Genomic DNA, 26062 nt, shown 5'->3' with positions numbered 1-26062 from the left:
TTGTCTCTCCTTCGCTTGCATCAGATCACAAAAACGTTTTTAGATTATGGCCTAGACGAATTAATTCCTACACACAAACAGCCTTGGTACGGCAAAGCTGCGCGAGCTAGCTTATTCTGGATGCGCAACAAACATAAAGACAAACCTATTGGGACACGCCTTCGCCTTGCCTTACAGACACTTGGGCCGGTGTGGATCAAGTTTGGTCAAATGCTGTCAACTCGCCGCGACTTATTGCCGCCTGAAATAGCCCAAGAGCTGGCATTCCTTCAAGACCAAGTACAGCCTTTTGATCCGAAGCTTGCACAACAGCTAATTGAAGACGCGTTGGAGATCAGCGATATACACGAGCATTTTGTAGAGTTCGAAGCACAACCTCTCGCTTCTGCATCAATTGCACAAGTGCATGCAGCCAAGTTACATCACCAAGGCGACGTCAAAGATGTCGTGATTAAGGTTATTCGTCCCGACATTGAGAAACAGATTCACGCTGACTTATCTCTGATGGAGCGCTTTGCCAAAGTGGTCGTCAATTTACTTAGTGAAGGAAAACGACTTCGTCCAGTAGAGGTGGTACGAGAATATAAAAAAACCTTACTGGACGAGTTAGACTTAATGCGTGAGGGCGCCAACGCCATTCAGCTTAGACGTAACTTCGAAGATTCTGATTCTTTATACATTCCAGAAGTTTACAGCGATTACTCAAGAAAAAATATCCTCGTAATGGAACGTATCTATGGCATTGCGGTTTCAGATACCGAAGCGCTTCTTGCCCAAGGTACAAACATGAAGCTGCTCGCAGAGCGTGGTGTCGAGGTCTTTTTCACTCAGGTATTCCGAGACAGTTTTTTTCACGCAGACATGCACCCAGGGAACATATTTGTCTCTCGCGAAAACCCACACAATCCAAAATATATTGGCATTGATTGCGGGATTGTTGGTACGTTAAATCGTGAAGATAAGCGTTATTTAGCCGAAAACTTTATCGCTTTTTTTAACCGTGATTACCGCCAAGTTGCACAGCTCCATGTAGATTCAGGCTGGGTACCCGCAGACACCTGTGTGGAAGAGTTTGAATTTGCCATTCGCACTGTTTGCGAGCCTATCTTTAATAAGCCACTTGCGGAGATCTCCTTTGGTCATGTACTGGTGAACTTATTTAATACTGCTAGACGCTTTAATATGGAAGTACAACCACAGCTAGTATTACTACAAAAAACGTTGCTTTACGTCGAAGGCCTTGGACGTCAACTTTACCCCCAGCTTGACTTATGGAAGACTGCCAAACCCTTCTTAGAAAACTGGGTTCAGGAACAGGTTGGTCCATTAGCAGTAGCGAAGAAACTCTACGCCAATCTGCCGTTTTGGGCAGAAAAAATGCCAGAACTACCTGATTTAATTTATCAAAGTCTCAAGCGCAGGCCACCTCAAGTTGTCACAAAAACAGCTGATACTGCAACTAAACCGCTATTATTAGGTTTAGTGGCAAGTAGCCTAACAGTGGTATCAGGACTGAGTTATATATCCGATAAGTATTTAGCAAGTGCTATTGTGGCAATAATCGCCTTGTTAGTATTTGTTACCGCTTGGCGTAAAACAGGGTGATTTTTTGCTCGCTAGGCGTATAATCATTATTCTTAAGCTGTAAGTATCAATGGAGTTAGTATGGGATTCGGTGGGATTAGTATTTGGCAATTACTTATTATTTTAGCCATCATTGTTTTGTTATTTGGAACTAAAAAGCTGCGTGGTATCGGCAGTGATTTAGGCGGCGCAATAAAGGGGTTTAAAAAGGCCGTCTCTGATGAAGATTCAGCGACAGAGTCTAAACCAGAGGCTGAACCCGAAAAACTAAATAACACAACAACTCAACAAGCACAGCCTGCCTCAGAGAAAGAAAAGAATAAGGTGTAATTGAAATGGGTATGTGGGAGTTAGTGGTTGTACTTATCGTTGGTCTGATAGTACTTGGCCCTGAACGTCTTCCTGTCGCAATCCGCACTGTAGCTAGGTGGATCAAAACTGTGAAATCTTTCACCAACTCAGTAAAAGCTGAGGTGAGCGAAGAGCTTAGAGTGCACGAGCTACATAATAATTTAAAAAAAGCGGAACAAATGGGAATGCAAGACTTAGCCCCCGAGCTCAAACAGTCCGTTCAAGAGTTACGAGATGCTGCTGAATCAGTTAAGCACTCTTTTAAACCAACTGACAACAACAATAAAAACTAATTCAATCTTACTATTGAGTAGTTGAGTCATTGCAAAGCTTGGGCTACCGCGGCCCAAGTTTCGTCCATCAGCTAGTCTAATTTGCATTTTACTTCTTACGAGTCAAGCTACATGACAGAATCAGCCCAAAGTGGATTTATCGCCCATTTAGTTGAGCTACGAAACCGCTTAATGAAAGCGCTAATGAGCGTTTTTATTATTTTTGTCGCATTGGTGTACTTTGCCAATGACATTTATGCCTTTGTTGCCGCTCCACTGGTGGAGAGTTTACCAAGCAACACTACCATGATTGCCACCGATGTAACTGCACCTTTCTTTGCGCCATTTAAGCTAACATTATTTGTTTCTTTATTTGCTGCAGTGCCATTTATTTTGCACCAAATATGGGGGTTTATTGCACCGGGCTTGTACCAGCACGAAAAGCGTATGCTGATCCCTATTTTGCTATCTAGCGTGCTACTTTTTTATGGTGGTATCGCATTTTGCTACTTCGTCGTCATGCCTATCATTCTAGGCTTTTTTACTAGCGTAGGCCCTGAGATGATGACGCTATCACCGGATATTAGCAGCTATTTGGGGTTTATTCTTAAGCTATTTTTTGCTTTTGGGATCGCCTTTGAAATTCCAGTAGCCATTATGCTTATTTGCTGGAGTGGTATGACAACAACCGCGAGCCTAAAAGCAAAGCGACCCTATGTGGTCGTGGGCGCCTTCGTTATCGCCATGTTTTTAACCCCCCCAGATGTTCTATCTCAAACTTTGTTAGCATTACCCATGTTACTATTGTTTGAGGTCGGATTGATTTTAGCTAGATTTTACAGCACCAAACCACAACAACAGGAGTCAGAAGAATGAAAAAAACCATGATGCTGTTTGCAATGGGATTTTCTTCATTGTGTGCCGCTGAAACAATAAATACTCAAGCACTAAAAGCGTGTACCTTAATTGAAAATGATTTCAACCGCCTGATGTGCTACGACAACGTGATCGCGAATAAGCCCATTAGCAAGCCACAAGTTGCTAAAACATCGGTGCAGCCTACTGTGCAAAAGCAAGTTGAGTCTCTGGCTAATACAGCGCCTACACCACAATCAGTAGAGGAAGGTTTTGGCTTAGAGCGCCGCGTCAAAGCCGCCAGCGAGGACATTGAAGAGATCACAGCCAAAGTCACTGAAATTACCGAAAAAGCGAGAAATAGAATGGTATTCACATTAGACAATGGCCAAGTGTGGAAACAAGTAAAATCAGAAACTTTCTTTGTCGATGCTGGTGACACAGTAATCATTGAGCGCGCATCTTTTGGTTCTTTCTTAATGAAAAAAGCGGGGCTTAATCGCACTACGCGCGTCAAACGAGTTAATTAATGAGCACCATGATTGATGCTGGAGTTAATTTAACCAGCTCACAATTTTCGGCCGATCTACCGTCCGTGATCGCCAGAGCTAAAAGTGCTGGGGTAAGTTCTATGCTGGCTATTGGTTGCGACCTGCAAAGTAGTAAAGAAAGTATAGAACTTGCCGAAAAACACCAACTGTTTTGTACGGTGGGCGTACACCCTCATGATGCCAGACATGCACCAGATAGCCTCTACGATGAACTGAGTGCGTTATTAACCAGTAGTAATCATGTTGTGGCCGTTGGTGAGTGTGGTCTTGATTTTAATCGCGACTTTTCACCCAGACCAATCCAGCAGTCAGTATGCTTAACACAACTGCACCTTGCACAGGCGGCCAACTTTCCCGTTTATCTGCATGAAAGAGAGGCCCACTCAGCGTTGATGCCACTGCTCAACGAAGTTAAGGTTGAAGGTGTATTACACTGTTTTACCGGTGATAAAACCGCGCTGAAAAACTATCTAGATTATGGACTAATGATTGGTATTACAGGCTGGATCTGTGATGAAAGAAGAGGCCAAGACCTGCAACAGTTACTACAATATATTCCTCTAGATAGGCTATTGATAGAAACGGATGCTCCCTATTTACTTCCGAGAACCATTACACCAAAGCCCAAGTCGCGGCGTAATGAGCCGATGTTTCTATCCTATGTGGCTGACCAAATCGCACATCTTAAACAGTGTTCAGCGCAAACTATAATGCAGGCCACGACTCAAAACTTTAAACAACTGTTTGTGAGGTAAAACCATTGCTACGCCTGATGCTGTCTTTACTCTTATTGTTATCAAGTTTTATTGCGTGCTCTGCGGTGACGATATCTGAATCGTTTGATGCCGAACATCGAGTCAAACTAGATTATACGCTGAGTAAATACGCATCATTAAATGAGCTGCTCTCAGAGCCAGTAGAGTGGCACCAAAGCGCCCGCCTGCCAACAGGACTTAGACCTAATAAAAAGTACCTTTGGCTTAAGATAGAGCTGCATAATGCAAGCAGCGCTGTGAAGCCAATACTGGTGAGCATTAACAATAATCTATTAGATGCTGTAACCGCTTATCACGTCAGGCCAAACCACCCTATTTTAACTGTAGACAGTGGCGATGCGCTGCCCTTAATAAAGCGTCCCTTAAAATACGAGGCATTGATTGTACCACTAGAATTACAGCCGCAAACACAGAGTCAATTATATCTACAGCTCAGTGATGAAGGAGTGATAAATGCGCCAATCACAATTTGGGAGCCCAACGCGTATCTCAAACACAAAAGTAAATTTAATTTAATTTTTGGTATTCTAGCAGGCTTCATCTTAGCACTAGCATTAACCAATGTTACTTTGTATAACGTGACCAGAAAGCGTTACTTCTTATACGCCACTGTATTTACTTCGCTAGTATGGCTGCTTAATGCCCACCTTTATGGGTTTGGATATCGATATTTTTATTCTTCTTGGCAATGGTTCCAGCAATACGGTCAAGGCATAATGACTCTGTCACTAAGCCTATTACTATTACCTCAACTGCATTTCTGTTCGGGAAAACAGCTGCTATCTCATCCAACGCTTTCAGATAGCTGGGTGAAGCTTGTGGTTGTATTGTTGTTTATCGGCATAATTACGCTACCTGTTTCATTTTCAATTCTGCTGGCGTTGAGTGTCAGCTTAATAATCACAATCCTACTTACTTATAGTGTTGCGCGCCTTACTCATCCACGCCGAAATGCGCTACTTGCAGTGCTCTTGTGCCACTTTATTTTGGTTAGCTACCCACTCACGGTGGAAGTTGGCATTCAGTCAGGCAGTTTCTTACATCATGTTGGCTACTTCGGTATTTTTACCCTTGAAACAACACTACTTTGCTACCTTGTGGTTCATCTATACATTCATCAAAGAGATGAAAAACTCGCCAGCCAGCAGCGCCGCCTCGCACACACGCAAGCTGAAGATGCACTACTAAAAGAAAAACTAAAACTACAAGAACAAGCACAATATGATTTGGAGTCCAGTATTGAATCACGCACTTTTGAGCTTCAGGTCACGTTACGCGAACTCGAAGATAAAAATCGCGAACTTGAGCGTATGAACATGGAAGATCCCTTAACTAAAGTAAAAAATCGCGGCTATTTTGATAAGCGCCTTCAAATGGAAGCGCGCCGTTCTAGACGAGAACAAACAGTACTGAGTCTGATCATTTTTGATATAGACCACTTTAAAAAAATTAACGACCAATATGGTCATTTAGCAGGTGATCAAGCCATTTGCGAATTCGCTAACTTGATTAAATCACATTTACGCCGACCACATGATGAAGTATTCCGTTATGGTGGAGAAGAGTTTATTTTGCTCCTACCCAACACATCAGAAGCGGGTGCCTGCGAAGTTGCAGAACGTGTAAGAATGGCAACCGCTGAGCTTGTTATTGAAATTGGTGAGCATCAGCTAACGATGACAACAAGTGCTGGTGTTTATAGTGCTATTGTTTCAGATCCACATAACCCACAACTTTATACTGATAATGCGGACAAAGCCTTATATCAAGCTAAACAGCAAGGCCGAAATCGTGTTATTACTTTTCAAACCAATCAGGAGAATTAACGTGGCTCAATCAGGACTTGATCTTTTCCCCCTTACTCGCATGCGCAGAATGCGTCGCGATGACTTTTCAAGACGTCTAATGAGCGAAAACACGCTGACAGTCAATGACTTGATTTATCCAGTTTTCGTATTGGATGGAGAATCAAAGCGCGAAGCTATTCCCTCTATGCCAGGTATCGAACGTTTATCAATTGACTTACTTGTTGAAGAAGCTAAACAACTCGTGGCGCTTGGTGTACCTGCCATTGCACTATTTCCTGTGACGCCAGCTGAACATAAATCTCTGCTTGCAGAGGAAGCTTATAACCCTGAAGGGATAGCGCAACGGGCAGTAAGAGCTATAAAGGCTGAATGTCCAGAGCTTGGTGTGATTACCGATGTTGCACTAGATCCGTTCACCGTCCACGGTCAAGATGGCATTTTAGATGACGATGGCTATGTAATGAACGAGGAGACCATTGAAGTACTGGTCAAACAGGCCTTATCCCATGCTGAAGCCGGCGCAGATGTGGTTGCCCCCTCCGATATGATGGATGGCCGAATTAGTGCTGTAAGAGAGGCGCTTGAGGAATGTGGTTTTATCCATACGCGTATTATGGCTTATTCAGCTAAATATGCTTCAAGTTATTACGGCCCCTTCCGCGATGCGATTGGATCAGCTGGTAATCTTAAAGGTGCCGACAAGAAAACCTATCAAATGGATCCTGCAAATTCAGACGAAGCACTCAGGGAAGTTGCCCTTGACCTACAAGAAGGTGCGGACATGGTTATGGTCAAACCAGGTATGCCATATCTTGATGTTGTTAGACGTGTAAAAGATGAATTTGGAGTACCTACATTTGCTTACCAAGTCAGTGGCGAATATGCAATGCACAAAGCTGCAATTGATAACGGCTGGCTGGCAGAAAAACCAGTGGTGCTTGAGTCCCTTTTAGCATTTAAACGTGCAGGCGCAGATGGCATTTTAACTTACTTCGCAAAGCAAGCAGCTATTTGGTTAAACGAAAAATAATCTGCAATAAATAGGTGAGCACGTATCCCAACTAGCTTGGATAAGTGCTCATTTTGAACTTTGGAGTTTTATCAAGCATATCGCTGCCGCCAAAGTACCTATGTCCATATAGATAAGGCAAAGATTTGGTTACTTAGCTAACCTGAACTTCGGATAATGAATGCCGTTCTGAGTAGCCAATTGTAGCACCTGATTTACTCTCTAGATGAGCAAGAATTACGCTGAAGTGGTGTTACCTAGCGTAATTTTATATGTTGAGAATAGCAACACTCTTTGTAGATTATCAGTGTAATATTGTATCTGCTTTATTCAGCTCTTCGCGGGTCATCTTCCAGCTTAAAAAGCGTTTAACAGTACCGTTATCTAGGTAAACTTCAGGGATGCTCAACACTCCAAAAGAGCGTAATTTAATAGACTTGATATGCTCAGCATGGATATAGTGTGTTTTACCAAAGCAGCTATAACTAACACCTACTTTGTCAATATGTAAAAAGCGCTTTCCCGTTAGTGAGAAGGCAAGTGTTGTTAGCACAGACAGTAATAGTAACATGGTAACAATTTGAAGCATTGATGCAGGAATGCTAAATGTTGAAAAGACTACGTGACCTAGCCATATCAGTGATAATGAAATTACGTAAAAAAGCCAGTTAATTTCCAAATCTATGGTTCTCATTGAGTATCTCCTTTATTTACCCAACCAAACATTCCCACAGACAATGTCAATGCCATTATGGGGCTATGTTTATTCGACAAACCGTAATGATAAAGTGGCAATGTTCCTAAAGCAAGAACTTTAGAATTAATAAAATATGAATTAAAAGTGACGAGTTGTAGAGGGAATATTCCTAGTTTAACCTATTGAATTTAATAAATAAAAAAGGCCGCAGAAGGCGGCCTTTTCTGACAGAATAAGTAATTTATTACTTAGCTGCTTTTTTCTCTTTCTCAGCTGCGATTACCGCTTCAGCAACATTTGCTGGACACGGAGCGTAGTGTGAGAATTCCATAGAGAACTGACCACGACCAGACGTGATAGTACGTAGGTGACCGATATATCCGAACATTTCAGATAGTGGTACTTCACCCTTGATACGAACGCCCATTGCGCCAGCTTCTTGGTCTTTGATCATACCGCGACGACGGTTAAGGTCACCAATTACGTCACCTACGTTGTCTTCTGGCGTGAATACATCAACTTTCATGATTGGCTCAAGAAGTTGTGCACCCGCTTTAGGGATAGACTGACGGAATGCGCCTTTAGCAGCGATTTCGAACGCGATAGCTGATGAGTCAACTGCGTGGAAACCACCGTCGAATAGCTCGACTTCAACGTCTAGTACTGGGAAGCCAGCTAGAACACCTTCTTCCATCATTGACTTGAAGCCTTTTTCAACTGCTGGCCAGAATTCCTTAGGAACGTTACCACCAACAACTGAAGAAGAGAACGTGAAGCCTGAACCAACTTCACCTGGCTTGATACGGTAGTCGATTTTACCAAACTGACCAGAACCACCTGACTGCTTCTTGTGCGTGTAGCTATCTTCAACTTCTTGTGTGATAGTTTCACGGTAAGCAACCTGAGGCTGACCAACAATTAGCTCAACGCCGTAAGTACGCTTAAGGATGTCTACCTTGATGTCTAGGTGAAGCTCACCCATGCCTTTAAGGATAGTTTCACCTGAATCTTCGTCAGTCTCAACTTGGAATGACGGATCTTCTGCAACCATCTTACCGATAGCGATACCCATCTTCTCGTTACCACCTTTATCTTTAGGTGCAACGGCGATAGAGATTACTGGATCAGGGAAGATCATCGCTTCTAGAGTACATTCGTGCTTAGGATCACATAGCGTGTGACCAGTTTGAACGTTCTTCATACCTACAACAGCGATGATGTCACCCGCTTGTGCTTCAGTAAGTTCGTTACGCTCGTCTGCTTGCATCTCAACCATACGGCCGATACGCTCTGTTTTACCAGTTGCAGAGTTAAGGATAGTGTCACCTTTCTTCATGCGACCAGCGTAGATACGGATGAACGTAAGTGCACCGAAACGGTCGTCCATGATTTTGAACGCAAGCGCTTTAAGTGGCTCTTCTGCGTCAACTGTCGCAACGTCACCAGTAGGCTCACCTGTTTCAGGATCAGTTAGAGGCTGTGGATCAACTTCTGTTGGAGAAGGTAGGTAATCAACAACTGCGTCTAGTACTAGCTGCATACCTTTGTTCTTAAACGCAGAACCACAGTATGTAGGGAAGAATGCAAGATCGCGAGTACCTTTACGGATACATGCTTTGATTTGCTCAAGAGAAGGCATTTCACCTTCCATGTACGCTTCCATTAGGTCGTCATCTTGCTCAACAGCAGACTCAACTAGCATCTCATGGTACTCTTCAACTTTGTCTACCATGTCTGCTGGAACGTCTTGTACTTCGTAGTTCTCAGGAAGACCAGTTTCATCCCAAACGTATGCTTTCTTCTCAAGTACATCAACAACACCAGTAAATTGGTCTTCGATACCAATTGGTAGCGTCATTACTAGAGGGTTAGCGCCAAGTACTTTTTCAACCTGACCAACTACACGGTAAAAGTCTGCACCCATACGGTCTAGTTTGTTTACGAAGATTACACGTGCAACTTCTGATTCGTTCGCATAACGCCAGTTAGTTTCTGATTGCGGCTCAACACCACCAGAACCACAGAATACACCGATACCACCGTCAAGTACTTTAAGTGAACGGTATACTTCTACTGTGAAGTCAACGTGTCCAGGAGTATCGATAACGTTTAAACGGTGGCCTTTCCACTCACAAGTTACCGCTGCTGATTGGATAGTAATACCACGCTCAGCTTCCTGCTCCATGAAGTCGGTAGTAGACTCACCGTCGTGTACTTCACCAGTTTTGTGGATTTTACCAGTAAGCTTTAGAATACGCTCAGTGGTGGTAGTTTTACCCGCATCAACGTGCGCGAAAATACCAATGTTTCTGTATTTCGATAAATCTGCCATTGTTTTACTCTATTTAAAGTAGAAAAATTATTCGGCGGGAGTATATCACCTCTTGTAGCGAACATCATCCTTGAAGTCGTTTAAAATGCAATCAATTCGCGAAAAAGTTTCTAATGCGAAATTTTCGAGGATGATTTAACTGTACTCACTTCTTAGAGCAGCATTTTTGGCGATGACATGACATATTGACACCTATGTTTTACATCGCTTAGCTTGAGGATCAGAGAAAGAATAAGCTAGTTTATACCAATTAGGCTTAATCCTTGCTCAATGTGAAGGCGTAAATCTGACGCTAACTGCGTTAAGAATTTCGATTTAGAACAGCTAAATAGCAAAATTTTTGCCTTGCCTAAATGGCGGGGAGGTACCTTAGCGATAGCAGGAGGCGGTAGCGGAGTTATCGACAAGATTTTCTTGCCTCAAAATAAACCACTTAATTAAGAAAATTGGTATTATCGTTTTATCAATTATTGCCTTATTAAACCAGAATGCTTTGAAAGTAGCTCAACTCTCATATCCGGCTAATTTGTATCCGATAGGTTACGTGAATTTACACATAAACTTATTGGCTGTTGGAAGTGATTCCGACGCTGTTAGCACGAAACACTAAAAAGACATTGGTTATTCAAAGCCTAAGTTAACTTGCCAGTCTGAAAATATAACCACTCTCCACTTTATATCCGCACGCTAATGACAACTAATAATAGCCATAAAAGAATGCAGGAGTTGAACAGAAATACAACGATATCTAGCAGCATGTGGTTTGTTTTTGAGTCTCGTATAGGAGAGCAAAAGTAAACATCAGGAAAAAAGAATAACCAAATCGGCACAATAAAAAAACATACACCTCTAAAAGTTTATATTTGATTGATTTACATACACTTAGATCTAAATAAGAATTATTTTCAAAAAGAGTGTTGACAGCAACCTAGATCTAATTGATAATCAATATCAACAAGAAGGGAGTGACGGCTCAACTTGTTAATACACTAGTTTCTTGACCCGAAACATGGCTGGTAACCATAACTACCTAGGATGTTAGCAGGCACTTGCATTGCTCCTCGTATTTAGACGCTAACTCCACTTTTTACTTGCTACATTGCTCATATCGGTGACGGTAGATATGAAATCAAAAAGCCCTTTTCAGGGCTTTTTTTATTTTAAGGCTATTTAAATGTAAGCTAATACCAATTATCTTTATTAAGTAGCCTATGTTGAGGCGAGAAAATCTTGTCGATAACCCGCTGCCGCCTCCAATTCTCGCCAAGGTACCTCCCCGCCATGTAGGCAAGGCAAAAATTTTGCTATTTAGCTGTTCTAAATCGAAATTCTTAACGCGGTTAGCGTCAGATTTACACCTTCAAATTGAGCAAGGATTAAGTCTAATTGGTATAACAACCTGTCATGACATAAAAGACCGCCTAAAACAGCGACGACATCTGTAGTAGACCCCCAACAGTATTAAATGCACACTCTACACATCACAAAGATATTAATGAGAATTATTTTCAAAAAACTATTGACTCACCACCAAATCTAACTGATAATCAATATCAACAAGACGGAAGCGTGTTGTTTAGCCAACTTAGTTAGATGTGTTGATGGTATCAATTAACCATCCACCCGATGTACTCCTAATTTGGCAATAGTACTCTAGTTTGTTTCTCGACCCTGAAACACGGATTGCCAACGTTAATGGCTTGAATGAACTTAACTCGGTCGCCCCTAAAGCTGACTAAGTCCATTCTCACAATTTACTTGCTACATTGCTCATATCGGTGACGGTAGATATGAACTTAAAAAGCCCTGCTCAGGGCTTTTTTTATGCCCTAAATCCAAGATATTATAACCCTTCACTCTAGCTAACCTAATCCGCAGATAATTAATACCTGTATAGCAGCGCTAGCTGGGTTAAGTTCACTTTTAAGCAAGGCAAAAATTTTGCTATTTAGTTGTCATAAATAAAAAACTTTTAGCACAGTTAGCGTCAGATTTACGTCTTCAAAATGAGCAAATATCAAGACTGATTAATATAAGAGGATGCCTTATCCGAACCTCAGGTTTGTCACTCACTCCCCCAAAAAATCGATAATGAGAATTATTTGCAAAAAGATATTGACGTTTGAGTAAATCTAATTGATAATCAATCTCAACAAGAGCTCATACTCTTGCTGATTCGACCCTGAATCGTGTTGTCGGTGATGCGCTACAACGCCCCTTGATGTGTGTCACTGGCAACCATTACTTGCTACATTGCTCATATCGGTGACGGTAGATATGAACTTAAAAAGCCCTGCTCAGGGCTTTTTTATTTCTCACTCACGCTTAATCCCTCGACTTCAAATTAAGCTGTAATAGCGTGTAATCGCTTTCTGTTAGCCAAACTCGTATCATGCTACTTTTCCAAAAATAACAATAATATGAACGCGAGACGCTATCGTTACAATATGTTGTTAAGTTTGCTACTGTTGGTAGGCTTCATCTTTACAAGCTGGATCAGTATTGAGCATGCAAAACAGTCTCTTTATCACGGGATTAGCGATGACGCTCTACCACTTACCAGTCACCTCGTCGATTTAGATTTACAAAAACGTTTGCAAGCACCAATCATTGTATCTCAGCAAATGGCGAACAATGTATTTATTAGACAGTGGCTGCAATCTGAGCGACGTAACTCAGATCTCATCTTCACTTACCTTGCTGACACCCGCGCACTGCACCAAGCCAGAACCAGTTTTTTAGTCGATGATAAACGCCTTACTTACTATCATGCGAATGGCTCAACAGAGCAATTAGATATTCGTGAAAAACAAAATGACTGGTACCGCGAGAGTCTTCACAGTGACTCCCCCTATTCTCTCAATGTAGACATTGACCCAAGGGATAATAGTGAAGCTATCGTCTACGTTAATCACAAAATAGAACTTGACGATGAGGTGCTAGGTATTGTCGGAGTGGGTGTGTTGTTGGCTGATTTACATCACTTAATCACGCAGTATGAAAATACTTATGAGCGTAAGTTCTACTTTATCGATCATAAAGGTAGAGTACTATTTTTTAATGATACTGTGTTGTCTGGCACCACCATTCATGACCATTTCCCATCACAAGCAACAACATTACTTAAACAATCTGAATATCAATTTATCATTGAGTCGCAAAGCCATACAAAATTTGTCCATTCGCGTTACTTGGATTCTATTGGATGGCATTTAATTGTTGAGCAGAAAGTTGATAAGTCCAACGGTATAGATGACATTCTTACTACGAATTTATGGGTCGGTAGTTTTGTTACGATATTTATACTGGTCGTTGCACACTTAACATTTAACCATTACCAAAAGCGCTTAGAGAAAATGGCTAAATACGACAAACTCACAGACACCTTTAATCGCCAAGCTTTCGAGCCACAGCTACAGCATCACCTTGCGAAATCCAGAAACCAATCAACCCCCGTTGTTATGCTGATGATGGATATTGACCATTTTAAGCAAGTTAACGACCAGCATGGTCATGTTGTCGGTGATAGAGTACTGCAATGTTTCGCAACAGCGTGTAAACGCCAAATAGAAAACAACGGCTTATTGTGTCGCTGGGGTGGTGAAGAGTTTATGGTTTTGCTGCCAAAAACGACGTTAGATGAAGGAATTGCGGTAGCTGAGAAAATTCATATCGCTCTGGAGAGAGCTGAGTGTGAGGTAAAAGTCACTGTCAGTATTGGCGTTGCACAATATCACATTGATGAATCGGAAGATGGTTTTATAAAGCGCGCTGATGCCGCGCTTTATCAAGCTAAGCAAGGTCGAAATCAAACCAAATTCGCCGCTTAGCGGCGATTTTTTCGAGCCCTCGCGCGGCGCTGACGCTTCTCTTCTTCGCGAGCAGCCTTTTTGGCCTCTGCTTGAGCTCTCAATTCAGCGACCATTTGTTCTTCTGACTCACGCATTTCTGGTGTTTCCATGGTGATCCTGCCGATAACGGCATCGCGCAACTCATTAATGAGGATCTCTGACATTTTGTGAGTATCTACCTGATTTCCGCCCTTAACACAGCCTCGCTTACGACCCGCCATCTCGATAAATGTCCAATCACAATCAGGCAATTCATCTAGTTTGTAGCGCAGCTTCAATAGCTCAGGGTATGCAGTTAATAAGTACTCAGCAGTGTAACTTGCCACCTCTTCATAATTAATCGCGGTATCACGAATAGCGCCTGTCGCTGCCAGACGATAGCCTGAATTTTCATTTTCCACTTTTGGCCATAGCATCCCAGGCGTATCGTACAGCATAATACCGTCTTCAAGTTTAATTCGCTGTTGCGCTTTGGTTACTGCAGGTTCATTACCCGTTTTTGCAACAATTCGACCGGCAAGGGTATTGATAAGCGTTGACTTACCCACATTTGGAATACCCATTATCATCGCTTTTAGCTGCTTGTCTTGACCGACTTTATGGGGCGCAAGCTTTTTGCAAAGCGCATTAATGCGCTGCACTTCATTCGCCTTGTCATGACCAAACGCCAGCGCTTTTACGCCACTCTCACGCTCAAAGTACTCCATCCACTGCTTGGTTAATTCAGGGTCGGCCAGATCTGCTTTATTCATGATTTTGATAACAGGCTTATCACCACGTAACTGGCTCACCATCGGGTTTTCACTGCTATATGGAATACGGGCATCCAGCACTTCAATAATGACGTCCATCTGCGGCATGATTTCTTTGATCTCATTGCGCGCTTTATTCATATGTCCTGGGAACCACTGTATTGCCATTTTAACCACCTGTATTAATTAACTTTAAAAGCTCATATATTGAATACGTTGCGCTCAACTCACTGCCTTGATGTGCTATTTGCATCTGACAGCCGCAGCACTTCGGATCAACATAGGGTACTAAACGCTTTTAATACAGCAGCAGTACCTCATCACTAAAGCTCCTATTCTACTATAAAGTAGAAGAATTGGGGTAATGACGAGTTAATTCTGTATAACTCGTGATGTATACCAAAAGTGTTTATCAAAAAATGGTAATTACGAAGACGCGAGTGCAACTAAACTAAAGTAAAGCTCACTAGCTTTGATGGATTATTTCACTGGGTGTAATTATATACATTCATTATATGCTCCCTAGCACTAATTGAACATATATCGCGCTATAGTGCAGGTTTTAAGCATGTTAGTTTTATATACGATAATTATGAAGCGCTTATTTATCTACCTTGGGCGGTTGTCTGGAGATTAATACTCACGATGATTATTTGCTCTTCGAACACGACTCCCATGCAAGAAACCAAAGCCTCCTACCAGCTAGACACATTGCGTTCGAGTCGGCGACCTTTTTTACCGATTGACCAAGTAAGAAAAACTCAAGCATCGTAGGGATGATCGACTTACAAACGCTTTACGCTATGTTGTAATGATAAAATCACAACGTGAACTTCGACAGTAACGTTTCTTGCTCATGGGCATTTTTAGCAAGCTCTTCGCTGGCGCTGTACTGCTTGTCTGCAAAGCTACCAACTTCAACACTAATATCGTTGATATGTATTGTGTTTTTATTTATTTCTTCTATCACTACGCTTTGCTCTTCAATGGCGGTGGCGATTTGAATATTACGATCCATCAATTCTTTCACGGCTTCTGAGATTTCTTCCAGCATGTGCGTGGCTTGCTCTGTTTGCGACACACATTGCTGAGTTTTATCACGACTACTACCCATTGACTGCTGCACTTGTGTTGATGACACTTGGATTTGATCTATCATCGACTTAATTTCAGTCGTTGATTCCTGAGTCTTTGATGCTAAAGAGCGTACCTCATCTGCGACTACCGCAAACCCTCGCCCTTGCTCACCTGCCCGTGCAGCCTCAATTGCAGCATTTAATGCCAGCAAATTAGTCTGCTCTGCGATCCCGTTGATAACTGACAAAATATTTTCAATACTCTGGCTATACTCAGCAAGTTGAGTACTGAGCTCATAAGATGCAGTGATATCATCTGCTAGCGTATTAATTTGACCGCGAGCTTGGAAGAAAATCTCTCGACCCTCAGAAGTCTTTTCATTAACCGAAGTAATAGAACTTGCTGCCTGTTGTGCATTACCTGCTATCTCCGTTGAAGTAGTGCTCATTTCGTTCATTGCTGTTGCTAGATTTTCAATTAGGCTCACTTGTTTATCCAGCCGACTCGATGAATGTGTCGCCAGCTCTTTTGCTGCATCGCTACTTAGTACAACATCATCAGCACGTTCTTTGACCCGGCCCACTAACCCATGTAAAAAACCTAAAAACACATTAAACTGCTGTGCTACCACACCACATTCGTCTTCATTAACTATTCTCAAGCGCTGGGTTAAATCGCCTCCCCCACTTGCCATACCAGTGATTGCGGTTTCTAAATCATGAAGTGGCTTCAGTAGATGTATTGCCAGTGTTCTAACGCATACCACACCAATAAATACTGCCAAAACAGCAATAATCAATGAGTTCAGAGTAATTTCCGTTAATGTTTTATATGCTTTTGCTTTGTCGATAAGTACCGCAAGATACCAATCTGTTCCGTAGGTATTATCTAATGGATGTAAATAAAAAAGCCGGCTACCATCTTTTGTATCCACTTCTTGCAACTCACCGACGCCGGATAGACGCAAGTTTGAATACACCTGCTCCATCTTTTTCCCATTAAAATCAACATCATGATGTGAAATTACTCGACCTGCACGATCAACCAAAAAGGCATACCCAGTGTCGTCAAAGTTCACCAGATTGACACTACTTGCAATCGTTTTAAGACTTAGATCTCCACCTATCACTCCTTTGAAGCGGCCGGCAGCCATGATGGGCGATACCACAGACAGCAACAGCTCTCCCGTTGCCGCGTCAGTGTAAGGGCTGGTGTAGACTGTTTTATTTTGGTTTTTACCCAGCTGATACCAAGCGCGTTCTCTGAAGTCAACGCCTGGAGGGTTTTTGCGCGCAGGATTGTTAGACCTTAATCCCTCTTCGGTTGCTAACGTCCCAAAAGCAAGTAAAAATTCGCTTTTGAATACGGGGGTGTTCAAGGCTTGCTGGAAGTGCTCTTCACTAAAATTTTGTTCTATTTGGCTCTTTACCACATTAATCTGGTTAGCTTTGCCCGCGAGCCAGTTTTCAATACTAATTGCCAACAGTTTCGTACTGTCAGTTACGTAAGCATGCGTTTTAGCTTTTACTGATTCACTGACAAACCAATAAGTAGAGAGGGTCGTTACAGATATTATTAACAAGATCACAACGGCGGAAGCCACAGAAAACTTAGTCCGGATCTTCATATTTCAACAACCTGAATAAAAAGTACTCGAATATCGAAAGTGTTGTCTATAATTCGGTTATTAGCAACTGAGAGATGTAAAAACGATGAATTTTACTTTAGCAACCTCAACCGCACTAATAAGTATTGCTTGTTTGTTGACTCCGACAAAATTACAGGCTTCTGAGCAACCCGTCACTATGGCCGATATTCAAAACTTAGAGCGCCAGCTTGCTGATTTGAAAGCACGGTTTATGATACAAAAAAAAGTTACTCCGCCCGAACCTGCAGTAAAGCCACCTCCGGCACAACAGTCTTCCCAAGCGACTACGACTTTGCCAAAAACCACACTCCGTACCTACGCCACAATAAGACCAACATTTGGGTTGCTTAATGAAAATGACGAGAGCAATTGGGATGTTCGCGACGCACTGTCTCACGCAGGGGTTAAGGTCACCCATGAATTTATGCCTGGCTGGCAAGCTGAGCTTCATGGTGAATGGGGAATAGATCTGGCAAATGAAGGAAACTTCGGTAAATCTAGACGTGCCTATACCGCATTGGGTACGCCATTTGGACGCTTTGGAATTGGTAAACAACGACCTGCGCAGTATTTATTTATCGCTGAGTATGTTGATATTTTTAATCACGCAAGCAGTCCCTTTGCCTACGACCCTGAGAGTATTTTTTTCGTCGACAACCTTGTAACCTATCGCTATCACTTTGGCCCAGTGACGTTCATTGCGGCAGGGCAATTTAACGGCGACAAGGGCGACAACCAAAGCGACTTATTTAATACCGGATTAAGTTACGACCAAGCAGGGCTACATGCTGCTATTACCTATCAGCATAATGATGTATATGACAACGAACTGCATATCGGTGAAAACCGGTTGTGGTCTGGTGCACTTGCTTATCAATTCACGCCTGATTTATACGCTGCAGTGGCTTATCAAGATAAAGAGTATGAGCGCAATAGTTCTCTTGCTTCAAGGCAAGGGCATACCTTTGATGTTTCCTTAGCGTATCAACTATCAAAGCATTACAAGCTAAAAACTGGTTACTTTAATTTTGATGATGGTTACTACCAATTCGATCCGCTCAATCAAAGTTTTGACGGTTACAACATCACATTGGAGTGGCTTCCCACAGCACCACTCAGAGTTCACCTTGAATATTTGAATAAGTCTTATGATAATCAAGAAGATATGGATTCAATCTCTATTGGCTTTCGGTATGATTACAAACAAGAGTGGCAATTTGAATAACCAAGTCATCAAGTATTCAAGTGAGAGTGATACACTTAAGCCAAACCTCGGGGTATTCACGTTCTCAGGAGCAACATGCGTCACTCTCCCATTCCTTTAGAAAACGTCGTAACACAACAAATACAATGTGTTGTTGTGTTACACGGATTGTATATGTCAGGCTTTGTAATGAAGCCCCTTAGCGCACGTTTGGAAAGATCTGGCTATCGTATCTTAAACTTGAGTTACAACACCTTAACCCCCAATCTCGACAAGATTTGCAAGGCGATAGACGACTTTATTGGTAACCACCCAGCTGCGTTAGTTTGTCACTCGATGGGAGGCTTGGTCGCGCGTGCTTATTTAGAGCGCAATTCAGTGGCAAGTACACAGGTAAAAAAAGTGGTGACGTTGGGGACACCACACAAGGGTAGTGCCATTGCCAAACATATGCACGACAAAGGCCTAGAGTTACTGTTAAAAAACAGTGTGGAGTTTTTGTTGTCTCGTAACCAAGATTGGCCATTTAACGCCAAGCTTTACAGTATTGCCGGAGACTTGCCCATCGGGCTAATGCCATTGCTACAAAAAGGCAGTCAATCAGACGGCACTGTGCTGCTAGAAGAAACTAAACTCAATGGTATGGCTGAACATAAAGTATTTCACCTCAGCCACACCAGCCTAATTTATTCTCGCGCAGTCATGGATTATATATGCGATTTATTGAAAACCCCCTAGTGCTCTGCGCTTGCTGCCACTTTATATGCAATAAATGCAATCAACCCAACGACTAATGGAACCGGCGCAGCGATGTAACCAAAGGTATCAGAATTCGCAATACTTGCACCTGCCAAGTGACCAACCAGACCAACTACAAAAGCCACTAAAGCGATAACGACGACGACGATTTCCATTTTGTGTTCGGATGTTGTTTTGCCTTTCATACTCATTTCCTCAAGTAGTTAGACACGCTACTTTGTGTGCCTTGATGACCTGATTATGCGCTTCTACTTCGTTGATATTTTGACCTAAATCAATTTTAAAACCGCCAAAAGACCTAGCGGCTTTACGTTTTGTTTTGGATCAAATTTTATTCAACCTTGTCGATTTCAGGAAAAAGTTGGCAAACTTTATTCCCCAACGGTGGCGTCACTTTTTCGCTATTTGCTAACGATCTGATACAGGTCATCTTGTATTAATATTTGATGTGTTTTCATGATAACGATTGATTTTTTAGATTAAATGGTTTGATTTTAATCATTGGGCAATTCATCACGGTTGCGCCATACTGACTGTAAATCAACAAGGAGCATCGCATGACAAACATTAATTCTATCGGTTTAGACAAAGACAAAAGCCAAGCTTTAGTTACTGCTTTGAATACACTACTGAGTAGCTATCAAATTCAATACATGAATGCGCGAGGCTTTCATTGGAACATCAAAGGTCGTGAGTTCTTTGAACTACACCTAAAATTCGAAGAAATCTATACATTACTTCTGGAAAAAGTAGATGAAATTGCTGAACGTATTTTAACGATTGAAGGAAATCCACTACATGCGTTCTCAGATTACTTAGAAACCAGCAAAATTAGCGAAGCTAAAGGGATCAGCGACGGTACACAAGCGCTTGAGACTCTACTTAAAGGTTACACAACACTCATCGCCATGCAGCGTGAGATCTTAGCCCAAGCAGGTGATGCTGAAGACGAAGGAACCGCAGCACTCATGAGCGACTATATCAAAGAGCAAGAAAAGTTGGTTTGGATGCTAAAAGCGTATTTAAACTAGCCCATTTGCTTGAAAGAGCATTCATTCTTTAAATACGCCATTACCTAGCGGTATAACTGACTGCGACCAAACTCGCTTAGCCTTTGGGTAAAAGCGAGTTTGGCCGTGATACTATATGAGCAATTAAGCTTGGCTATGTGTGTCCAGCAAACTTATAAAAAATGCCATTTCTAAAGCACGTTCATGCAAGCTTTTAAATCGCCCAGAAGCTCCGCCATGCCCTGCTTCCATATCCGTTTTAAACAATAGCAAGTTACCGTCCGTTTTATATTCCCTAAGCTTGGCTACCCACTTCATCGGCTCCCAATACTGTACTTGTGAATCATGAAGGCCTGTAGTAACCAGAATATGAGGATAAGCTTTTGCCTCGATGTTGTCATAGGGTGAGTAAGCCAATATCGTCTGATAATCCGCTTGGAAGTTCGGGTTACCCCATTCGTCATATTCATTCGTGGTCAGGGGAATAGATTCATCCAACATGGTAGTTAACACATCTAAAAACGGCACATGACAGCCTAAGCCGAGATAGAGTTCTGGCGCTTGATTTGCAATTGCCCCCATCAATAAACCACCAGCGCTACCACCCGATGCAAATACCTTGTCTTTATCACCATAACCTTGCTCAACCAATGCCTTAGTTACGTCAATAAAGTCGTTGAAGGTATTTTGTTTATGCGCTTTTTTGCCTTGCTCATACCACTGGCGACCTAGCATTTCAGAGCCACGTATATGTGCAATCGCATAAACAAAACCTCTGTCTAACAAACTTAAAATCTGACTTGAAAAGTTCGGGTCTATCGTGATCCCATAAGAACCGTAGCCATATTGCAGCAAAGGGTTACTGCCATCTTGTTGAAACTTATCTTTACGATAAACCAAGGATACCGGGACTTTTACACCATCTCTAGCAGTAATATGTAGGCGCTCAGAGTGATAATACTCTGGTTTAAAATCACCTAGCACCTGTTGTTGTTTTTTTAATGTTTTTTTACCGCTTGTTAGGTTGCAATCATACACAGAGCTAGGCGTTGTCATGCTTGAGTAATGGATACGAACGCTGGTTGCACTGGGTTCAGGGTTACTTCCAATCGTTGCGTAATAACAAGCATCATCAAAGCTAAGATGATAACTCTGCCCCTGATAGTCATGTACAACAAAGCGAATTTGCCCTTGCTCGCGCTCGGTCAGAACAAAGTGGCTATTAAATAACTCCAGTCCCTCTAATAAGACATGCTCTCGATGTGCTACCACCTCTTCCCACTGCTCAATATCAACGATAGTTTGCTCGGTGGCACGCATTAAGCGAAAGTTTTTAGCCGCTTTATTTGTCAGGATATAATAAAACTCTCCCATCTTTTCAAGGCCATACTCATGACCCTCCACTCTTGGGAGTAGCGTTTTAAACTCTCCCATTGGGTCATTCGCGTCTAATATAAGCTGATCGCTGGTTTCTGTAGCAGCAAGATAAATGAAGATCGCACTGTCATCTCGGCTTTTACCTAGCCCCATATAAAATTGGCGGTCTTGCTCTTCAAATACTAAAATATCATCGCTTTGCGGTGTGCCCAGTACGTGACGATATACTTGGAATCCCAGTAATGTTTGCTCATCTTTTCTAACGTAAAACAGTGTCTTATTATCGTTAGCCCATACTACCTGACCTTCTGTGTTATGCAGTACATCAGGAAGTAGTGTATTGGTAGTAAGATCCAAAAACTTAATTGTATAGATGCGGCGACCATCAGTGTCTTCACTATAGGCTAGCAGCTGTTCATGTGGGCTTACGGTAATATCTCCGACATCATAAAACTCGTTGCCTTGCGCTAGTTGGTTGACATCAAGCAATAAGGTTTTGTCTGACAGATCTTCTTGCGACGCGCGATAGTGCTTGGCATATTCCTCATCACCATTCACTTCACTGACATACCAGTAACTGCCATCTTTTGAGGGCACTGAGCTATCATCTTTTACTATACGTCCTTTCATTTCTTCAAATAGCTGTGACTGTAATGTTTGGTGCGGTGCCATTAGTGCATCACAGTGGGCATTTTCCGCATTTAAATGCGCCAACACTTCGTCATTTTTACGCTCATCATCCCGCATCCAATAGTAGTTATCGATACGTTCATGATCATGATGTAGCAAAGATTTTGGTAACTTTTTGGCTAGAGGTTGTGTTTTATCCATCACCTAGTGTTCATCCTAAATTTCTATCATTTTTTGCCAGTGTAATATCAATCAGCTTAATTCTCCATGCAATTCCAAGGCAGACATAAGGCGTAAACAAAAAGGCCGAGCTATATGGCTCGGCCTGTTGAATGACTAATAATGATACTAAATTACTGGATCTCAGCTTCGTCTAGTGGTTCATCATCTGTCAGTGGCTTACGTCTGATTTTTCCTTTTAGACGAGCACCCGCAGCTTGTACATCGGCCAAGATAAGATATAAAGCAGGTACTAACACCAGTGTTATCAGCGTTGCAAATAACACCGCGAACCCTAGTGAAACAGCCATTGGGATCACAAAACGCGCCTGCAAGCTTGTTTCAAAGATGATGGGCATCACACCAGCAAAGGTCGTGATGGATGTTAGGGTGATAGCCCTAAAGCGAGCACAGCCGGCCTCAACTACCGCCTCTTTGATCCGCACGCCTTCTGCACGAGCTTGGTTAATATAATCTGTCATTACCAAGGAGTCGTTAATAACAACCCCTGCGGCTGCAACCAAGCCAAACATCGACATGGTACTCATATCTAAGCCAAAGATTAAATGCCCCCACAGCGCACCGACTAAACTAAATGGGATAACCGACATTACGATCAGTGGCTGTGCGTAACTTTTCAGCGGCACAGCTAAGAGGATATATACCATCAGCATACCCGCGGCGAAGAAGAGGATTTGCTCACTGGTTTGCGCTTGGCGCTCTTCAACAGAGCCACCCAATTTGGTTTTAACACCAGGGAACTGTTTGAGCAGATCAGGTAAAATGTTGTCTTCAATATTCTTCACCACAGCATCAGGCTCGATCAGCTCTTCATCAATACTGCCGTAAACATAAACGGTTCTAAACCCATCTTCACGACGAATATAGTTGATCCCTGGCTTTTCAATAAATTCGACTACGTCACCAAGCATGACTTCTTTACCTTGTGCGGTGGTAATGATAGTGCGCTTGAGTGAAGCAAGTGCCCTACGGTCAAGCTCTGGGTAACGTACCATCACTTTAATTTCTTCACCGTCACGGATCACGCGCTGCGCCTCACCACCATAGAAGCTATTGCCTACTTGAATGGCAACATCTGAAAGTTGTAAGCCTAATTCATAGGCAACTGGCTTCAATGCTATTTGCACTTCCTTGCTTGCAGGGTCAATACTTGAGCTAATATCAAATAGCCCAGGCTGTTGTTGCAGCATGGCTATAAGCTGCCTGCCAGCCGCATTAAGCGTGTCTATATCAGAGCCGAGTAGGCGATAACCAAATTCGCCTTCGCCACCGCTTTGCTCACCAACACTATCGTATACAATGATTGATTTTACTGCGGTAATTTCTGGCATCGCCTCACGCCAACGACGTGCCAACTCAAAGGCTGTAAATGGTCTAAGATCCTCTTCAACTAATGTCGCAAGTACCGAGCCCTTAGTTCGACTTTGGTTCCAAGCGTATACGTCTTTGATAATGCCTTGGCCAAACTCTTGAACAATCTCTTTATCCACGTTACGTACCATCAACTCAATTGCCTGCATTGCTGCAATCGTTTGTTCATCCGATACATTATCGTTCATGGTGATTTCTATTTTCGGATAGTCTTCAGGCACTTTCGGGAACGGAATAAAGCGCACAAGGTTTGAAGTCACCAAACTTAAGCTGAACACCAACATCGCAACAAAGCTCAGCAGTACAGTCCAGCGCCACTCAACACAACGCTCAATAAAACGTTTATAAGGCCCATTTACAAAGGCAAAAAACTTTTTGTTAAACGCAGCGCGGCGGCTGTTGGCACGCATTGGCTTAATCTTAGTGTGGGCGATATGCGCAGGTAAGATCCACTTAGATTCTATTAAACTGAATATCAAACATAATATAATCACCCCTGAAATTGATTTAAAAAATGCGCTTTCAGGGCCTGAAGAAAACAGCATAGGCGCAAACACCGCAATCGTCGTCAATACGCCGAACGTTGCTGGAGTCGCTACGCGCTTAGCACCAATCACCACATTCTTTACACTGTGACCTTTGCGCTCGATCTCTGAATAGGCGGATTCTCCTATGACAATAGCATCGTCCACCACAATACCCAGTACCATAATAAAGGCAAACAAAGAGATAATATTGATACTGATCCCAAGGGCTGGCATAAACAAAAACGCCCCTAAGAAACACACAGGTAAACCAATCATCACCCAAAGGGCCAACTTGAAGCGCAAGAAAAGTGTCAACATGATGGCAACCAGCAGGGCACCTTGCAGCATATTGCTCTTCATCATTTCTAATCGTGCGTTAAGGTAGTACGTCATATCCACAATAGGTTCAAGACGTAGACCTGAAGGTAAGGTTTGGTTTTTTTCTTCTATGTATTTATGTACCGCTTGCGCGATTGGGATCATATTTTGGTCTTTAGTCGCTTTTACCGACAAGAACACGGCATTCTCACCATTTAATCGAAAGTAGTACTCGCCTTCGGTAAGACCATCTTTGATTTCTGCAATGTCTTGCAGGTAAATCTTCGCGCCATTATCGCCAACTTTAACGGGGATATTTCTAAATTCATTTCCACGGTACATTTGGTTTTCCACACGCACCGCAATAATGCCGGAGTCTGTTCTAATTTGCCCAGCCGAAATGTTAGTTGAGTAACGACGTATAGCATTGCTCACATCACTGATAGTTAAGTTATAACGACGCAGCGCATCAGGGTCCACTTCGATGCCAATCTCGTAGTTAGGTGTTGAGCGGTCAACTAGGGAAATAGTTGGGATCTCTAATAGCTCGTCCTCAATCTCTTTCGCTATTGGCTTAAGCGCATTTAATGGCAAATTACCAGCAAGGGCAACATTCACAACATCTTGACGAAACTCCACCAACTGTACTTGAGCGGGCTCCATAGATGCAGGGAACGTCGCAATACTGTTGACTCTAGAGCGAATTTTATCTTCAACCTCGGTGAGGTCTTCATCTTTATAGATCTCTAGCTGCGCACTACCGCTACCACGAGCAGCACGGTACACCCCTTTTTTAATTTCGGTAACGTCTTTTAATGCTTCCTCAATCTTAACTAGGATACCTTCCTCAATTTCTTGAGGAGAAGCGCCTGGATAAACAGCTGACACTGTCACATAGTTAATTTCGAAGTTGGGAAACATTTGCCTTTGAATAGTCATGTAACTGATAAAGCCCATTATCAGTATAAAAACCATCAACAAATTCGCTGCTACAGGGTTATTCGCAAAGTAAGCAATAATCCCGCGCTGCGGTGCTTTTTCTATATCACTCATGGTCGCTCCT

The 26062-nt window shown here is 42.5% G+C and carries 19 protein-coding genes; 12 read left to right on the top strand and 7 right to left on the bottom strand.

Annotated elements, in window-relative coordinates; genetic code table 11:
* The 8 genes from ubiB to hemB all read left to right on the top strand — a co-directional run bounded on the left by ubiB (position 1) and on the right by hemB (position 7227).
* Positions 1-1605 carry a ubiquinone biosynthesis regulatory protein kinase UbiB gene (gene ubiB, locus HUZ36_RS16335; protein ID WP_176033419.1) on the top strand — a complete coding sequence of 535 codons (1605 nt, stop codon included), beginning with the start codon at positions 1-3 and terminating at the stop codon, positions 1603-1605.
* A 60-nt stretch (positions 1606-1665) separates the two neighbouring features.
* Positions 1666-1914 (top strand): Sec-independent protein translocase subunit TatA, encoded by a 249-nt coding sequence (tatA, locus tag HUZ36_RS16330; protein WP_125250710.1) that lies wholly within the window; start codon positions 1666-1668, stop codon positions 1912-1914.
* 5 nt (positions 1915-1919) lie between these two features.
* Positions 1920-2228 carry a Sec-independent protein translocase protein TatB gene (gene tatB / locus HUZ36_RS16325; protein ID WP_125250711.1) on the top strand — a complete coding sequence of 103 codons (309 nt, stop codon included), beginning with the start codon at positions 1920-1922 and terminating at the stop codon, positions 2226-2228.
* Positions 2229-2339: 111 nt separating this feature from the next.
* Complete coding sequence (gene tatC / locus HUZ36_RS16320) at positions 2340-3083, top strand: twin-arginine translocase subunit TatC (protein WP_125250712.1); 744 nt, start codon at positions 2340-2342, stop codon at positions 3081-3083.
* A complete protein-coding gene (locus HUZ36_RS16315) occupies positions 3080-3592 on the top strand; it encodes a hypothetical protein (RefSeq protein WP_125250713.1) in 513 nt (170 codons plus the stop codon). Before tatC ends, HUZ36_RS16315 begins: the two co-directional genes overlap by 4 nt.
* Positions 3592-4368, top strand: a complete 777-nt coding sequence (locus HUZ36_RS16310; RefSeq protein WP_176033418.1) for a TatD family hydrolase — start codon at positions 3592-3594, stop codon at positions 4366-4368. Before HUZ36_RS16315 ends, HUZ36_RS16310 begins: the two co-directional genes overlap by 1 nt.
* A gap of 17 nt (positions 4369-4385) precedes the next feature.
* Positions 4386-6215 (top strand): sensor domain-containing diguanylate cyclase, encoded by a 1830-nt coding sequence (locus HUZ36_RS16305; protein ID WP_128731417.1) that lies wholly within the window; start codon positions 4386-4388, stop codon positions 6213-6215.
* Position 6216: 1 nt separating this feature from the next.
* Positions 6217-7227, top strand: coding sequence for a porphobilinogen synthase (gene hemB / locus HUZ36_RS16300; RefSeq protein ID WP_176033417.1), 1011 nt, complete (start codon positions 6217-6219; stop codon positions 7225-7227).
* Positions 7228-7510: 283 nt separating this feature from the next.
* On the opposite strand, the gene HUZ36_RS16295 is transcribed toward hemB, so the two are convergent.
* Entirely contained in the window at positions 7511-7900 is a 390-nt protein-coding gene (locus tag HUZ36_RS16295; RefSeq protein ID WP_176033416.1) for a hypothetical protein, read from the bottom strand.
* 247 nt (positions 7901-8147) lie between these two features.
* Positions 8148-10235, bottom strand: coding sequence for an elongation factor G (fusA, locus tag HUZ36_RS16290; RefSeq protein ID WP_176033415.1), 2088 nt, complete (start codon positions 10233-10235; stop codon positions 8148-8150).
* 2420 nt (positions 10236-12655) lie between these two features.
* Here fusA and HUZ36_RS16285 point away from each other — a divergent pair.
* Entirely contained in the window at positions 12656-14065 is a 1410-nt protein-coding gene (locus HUZ36_RS16285; protein ID WP_176033414.1) for a sensor domain-containing diguanylate cyclase, read from the top strand.
* Here HUZ36_RS16285 and ylqF read toward each other — a convergent pair.
* Together ylqF and HUZ36_RS16275 are read right to left on the bottom strand one after the other, a co-directional pair.
* A complete protein-coding gene (ylqF, locus tag HUZ36_RS16280) occupies positions 14062-15006 on the bottom strand; it encodes a ribosome biogenesis GTPase YlqF (RefSeq protein ID WP_128731421.1) in 945 nt (314 codons plus the stop codon). The genes HUZ36_RS16285 and ylqF overlap by 4 nt on opposite strands.
* A 652-nt stretch (positions 15007-15658) precedes the next feature.
* A complete protein-coding gene (locus tag HUZ36_RS16275) occupies positions 15659-17542 on the bottom strand; it encodes a methyl-accepting chemotaxis protein (RefSeq protein WP_176033413.1) in 1884 nt (627 codons plus the stop codon).
* Positions 17543-17627: 85 nt separating this feature from the next.
* On the opposite strand from HUZ36_RS16275, the gene HUZ36_RS16270 reads away from it, so the two are divergent.
* Both HUZ36_RS16270 and HUZ36_RS16265 read left to right on the top strand, forming a co-directional pair.
* Positions 17628-18788, top strand: coding sequence for a porin (locus HUZ36_RS16270; protein ID WP_176033412.1), 1161 nt, complete (start codon positions 17628-17630; stop codon positions 18786-18788).
* 75 nt (positions 18789-18863) lie between these two features.
* Positions 18864-19505 (top strand): alpha/beta fold hydrolase, encoded by a 642-nt coding sequence (locus HUZ36_RS16265; RefSeq protein WP_176033411.1) that lies wholly within the window; start codon positions 18864-18866, stop codon positions 19503-19505.
* On the opposite strand, the gene HUZ36_RS16260 is transcribed toward HUZ36_RS16265, so the two are convergent.
* Positions 19502-19711 carry a hypothetical protein gene (locus HUZ36_RS16260; protein WP_125250724.1) on the bottom strand — a complete coding sequence of 70 codons (210 nt, stop codon included), beginning with the start codon at positions 19709-19711 and terminating at the stop codon, positions 19502-19504. The two genes, HUZ36_RS16265 and HUZ36_RS16260, sit on opposite strands and share 4 nt — an antisense overlap.
* Before the next feature lie 372 nt (positions 19712-20083).
* Here HUZ36_RS16260 and HUZ36_RS16255 point away from each other — a divergent pair, with 372 nt between their 5' ends.
* Positions 20084-20557, top strand: coding sequence for a Dps family protein (locus tag HUZ36_RS16255; RefSeq protein WP_125250725.1), 474 nt, complete (start codon positions 20084-20086; stop codon positions 20555-20557).
* Positions 20558-20680: 123 nt separating this feature from the next.
* On the opposite strand, the gene HUZ36_RS16250 is transcribed toward HUZ36_RS16255, so the two are convergent.
* Entirely contained in the window at positions 20681-22744 is a 2064-nt protein-coding gene (locus HUZ36_RS16250) for a S9 family peptidase (protein WP_176033410.1), read from the bottom strand.
* A gap of 152 nt (positions 22745-22896) precedes the next feature.
* Positions 22897-26052, bottom strand: coding sequence for an efflux RND transporter permease subunit (locus HUZ36_RS16245; RefSeq protein WP_176033409.1), 3156 nt, complete (start codon positions 26050-26052; stop codon positions 22897-22899).
* Between the last annotated feature and the right edge of the window lie 10 nt (positions 26053-26062).

Source organism: Pseudoalteromonas sp. McH1-7 (assembly GCF_013366255.1).
Taxonomy (GTDB): Bacteria; Pseudomonadota; Gammaproteobacteria; order Enterobacterales; family Alteromonadaceae; genus Pseudoalteromonas; species Pseudoalteromonas peptidolytica.
Note: the sequence above shows the minus strand (reverse complement) of the source record. Positions and strands in the feature narration are given on the sequence as shown.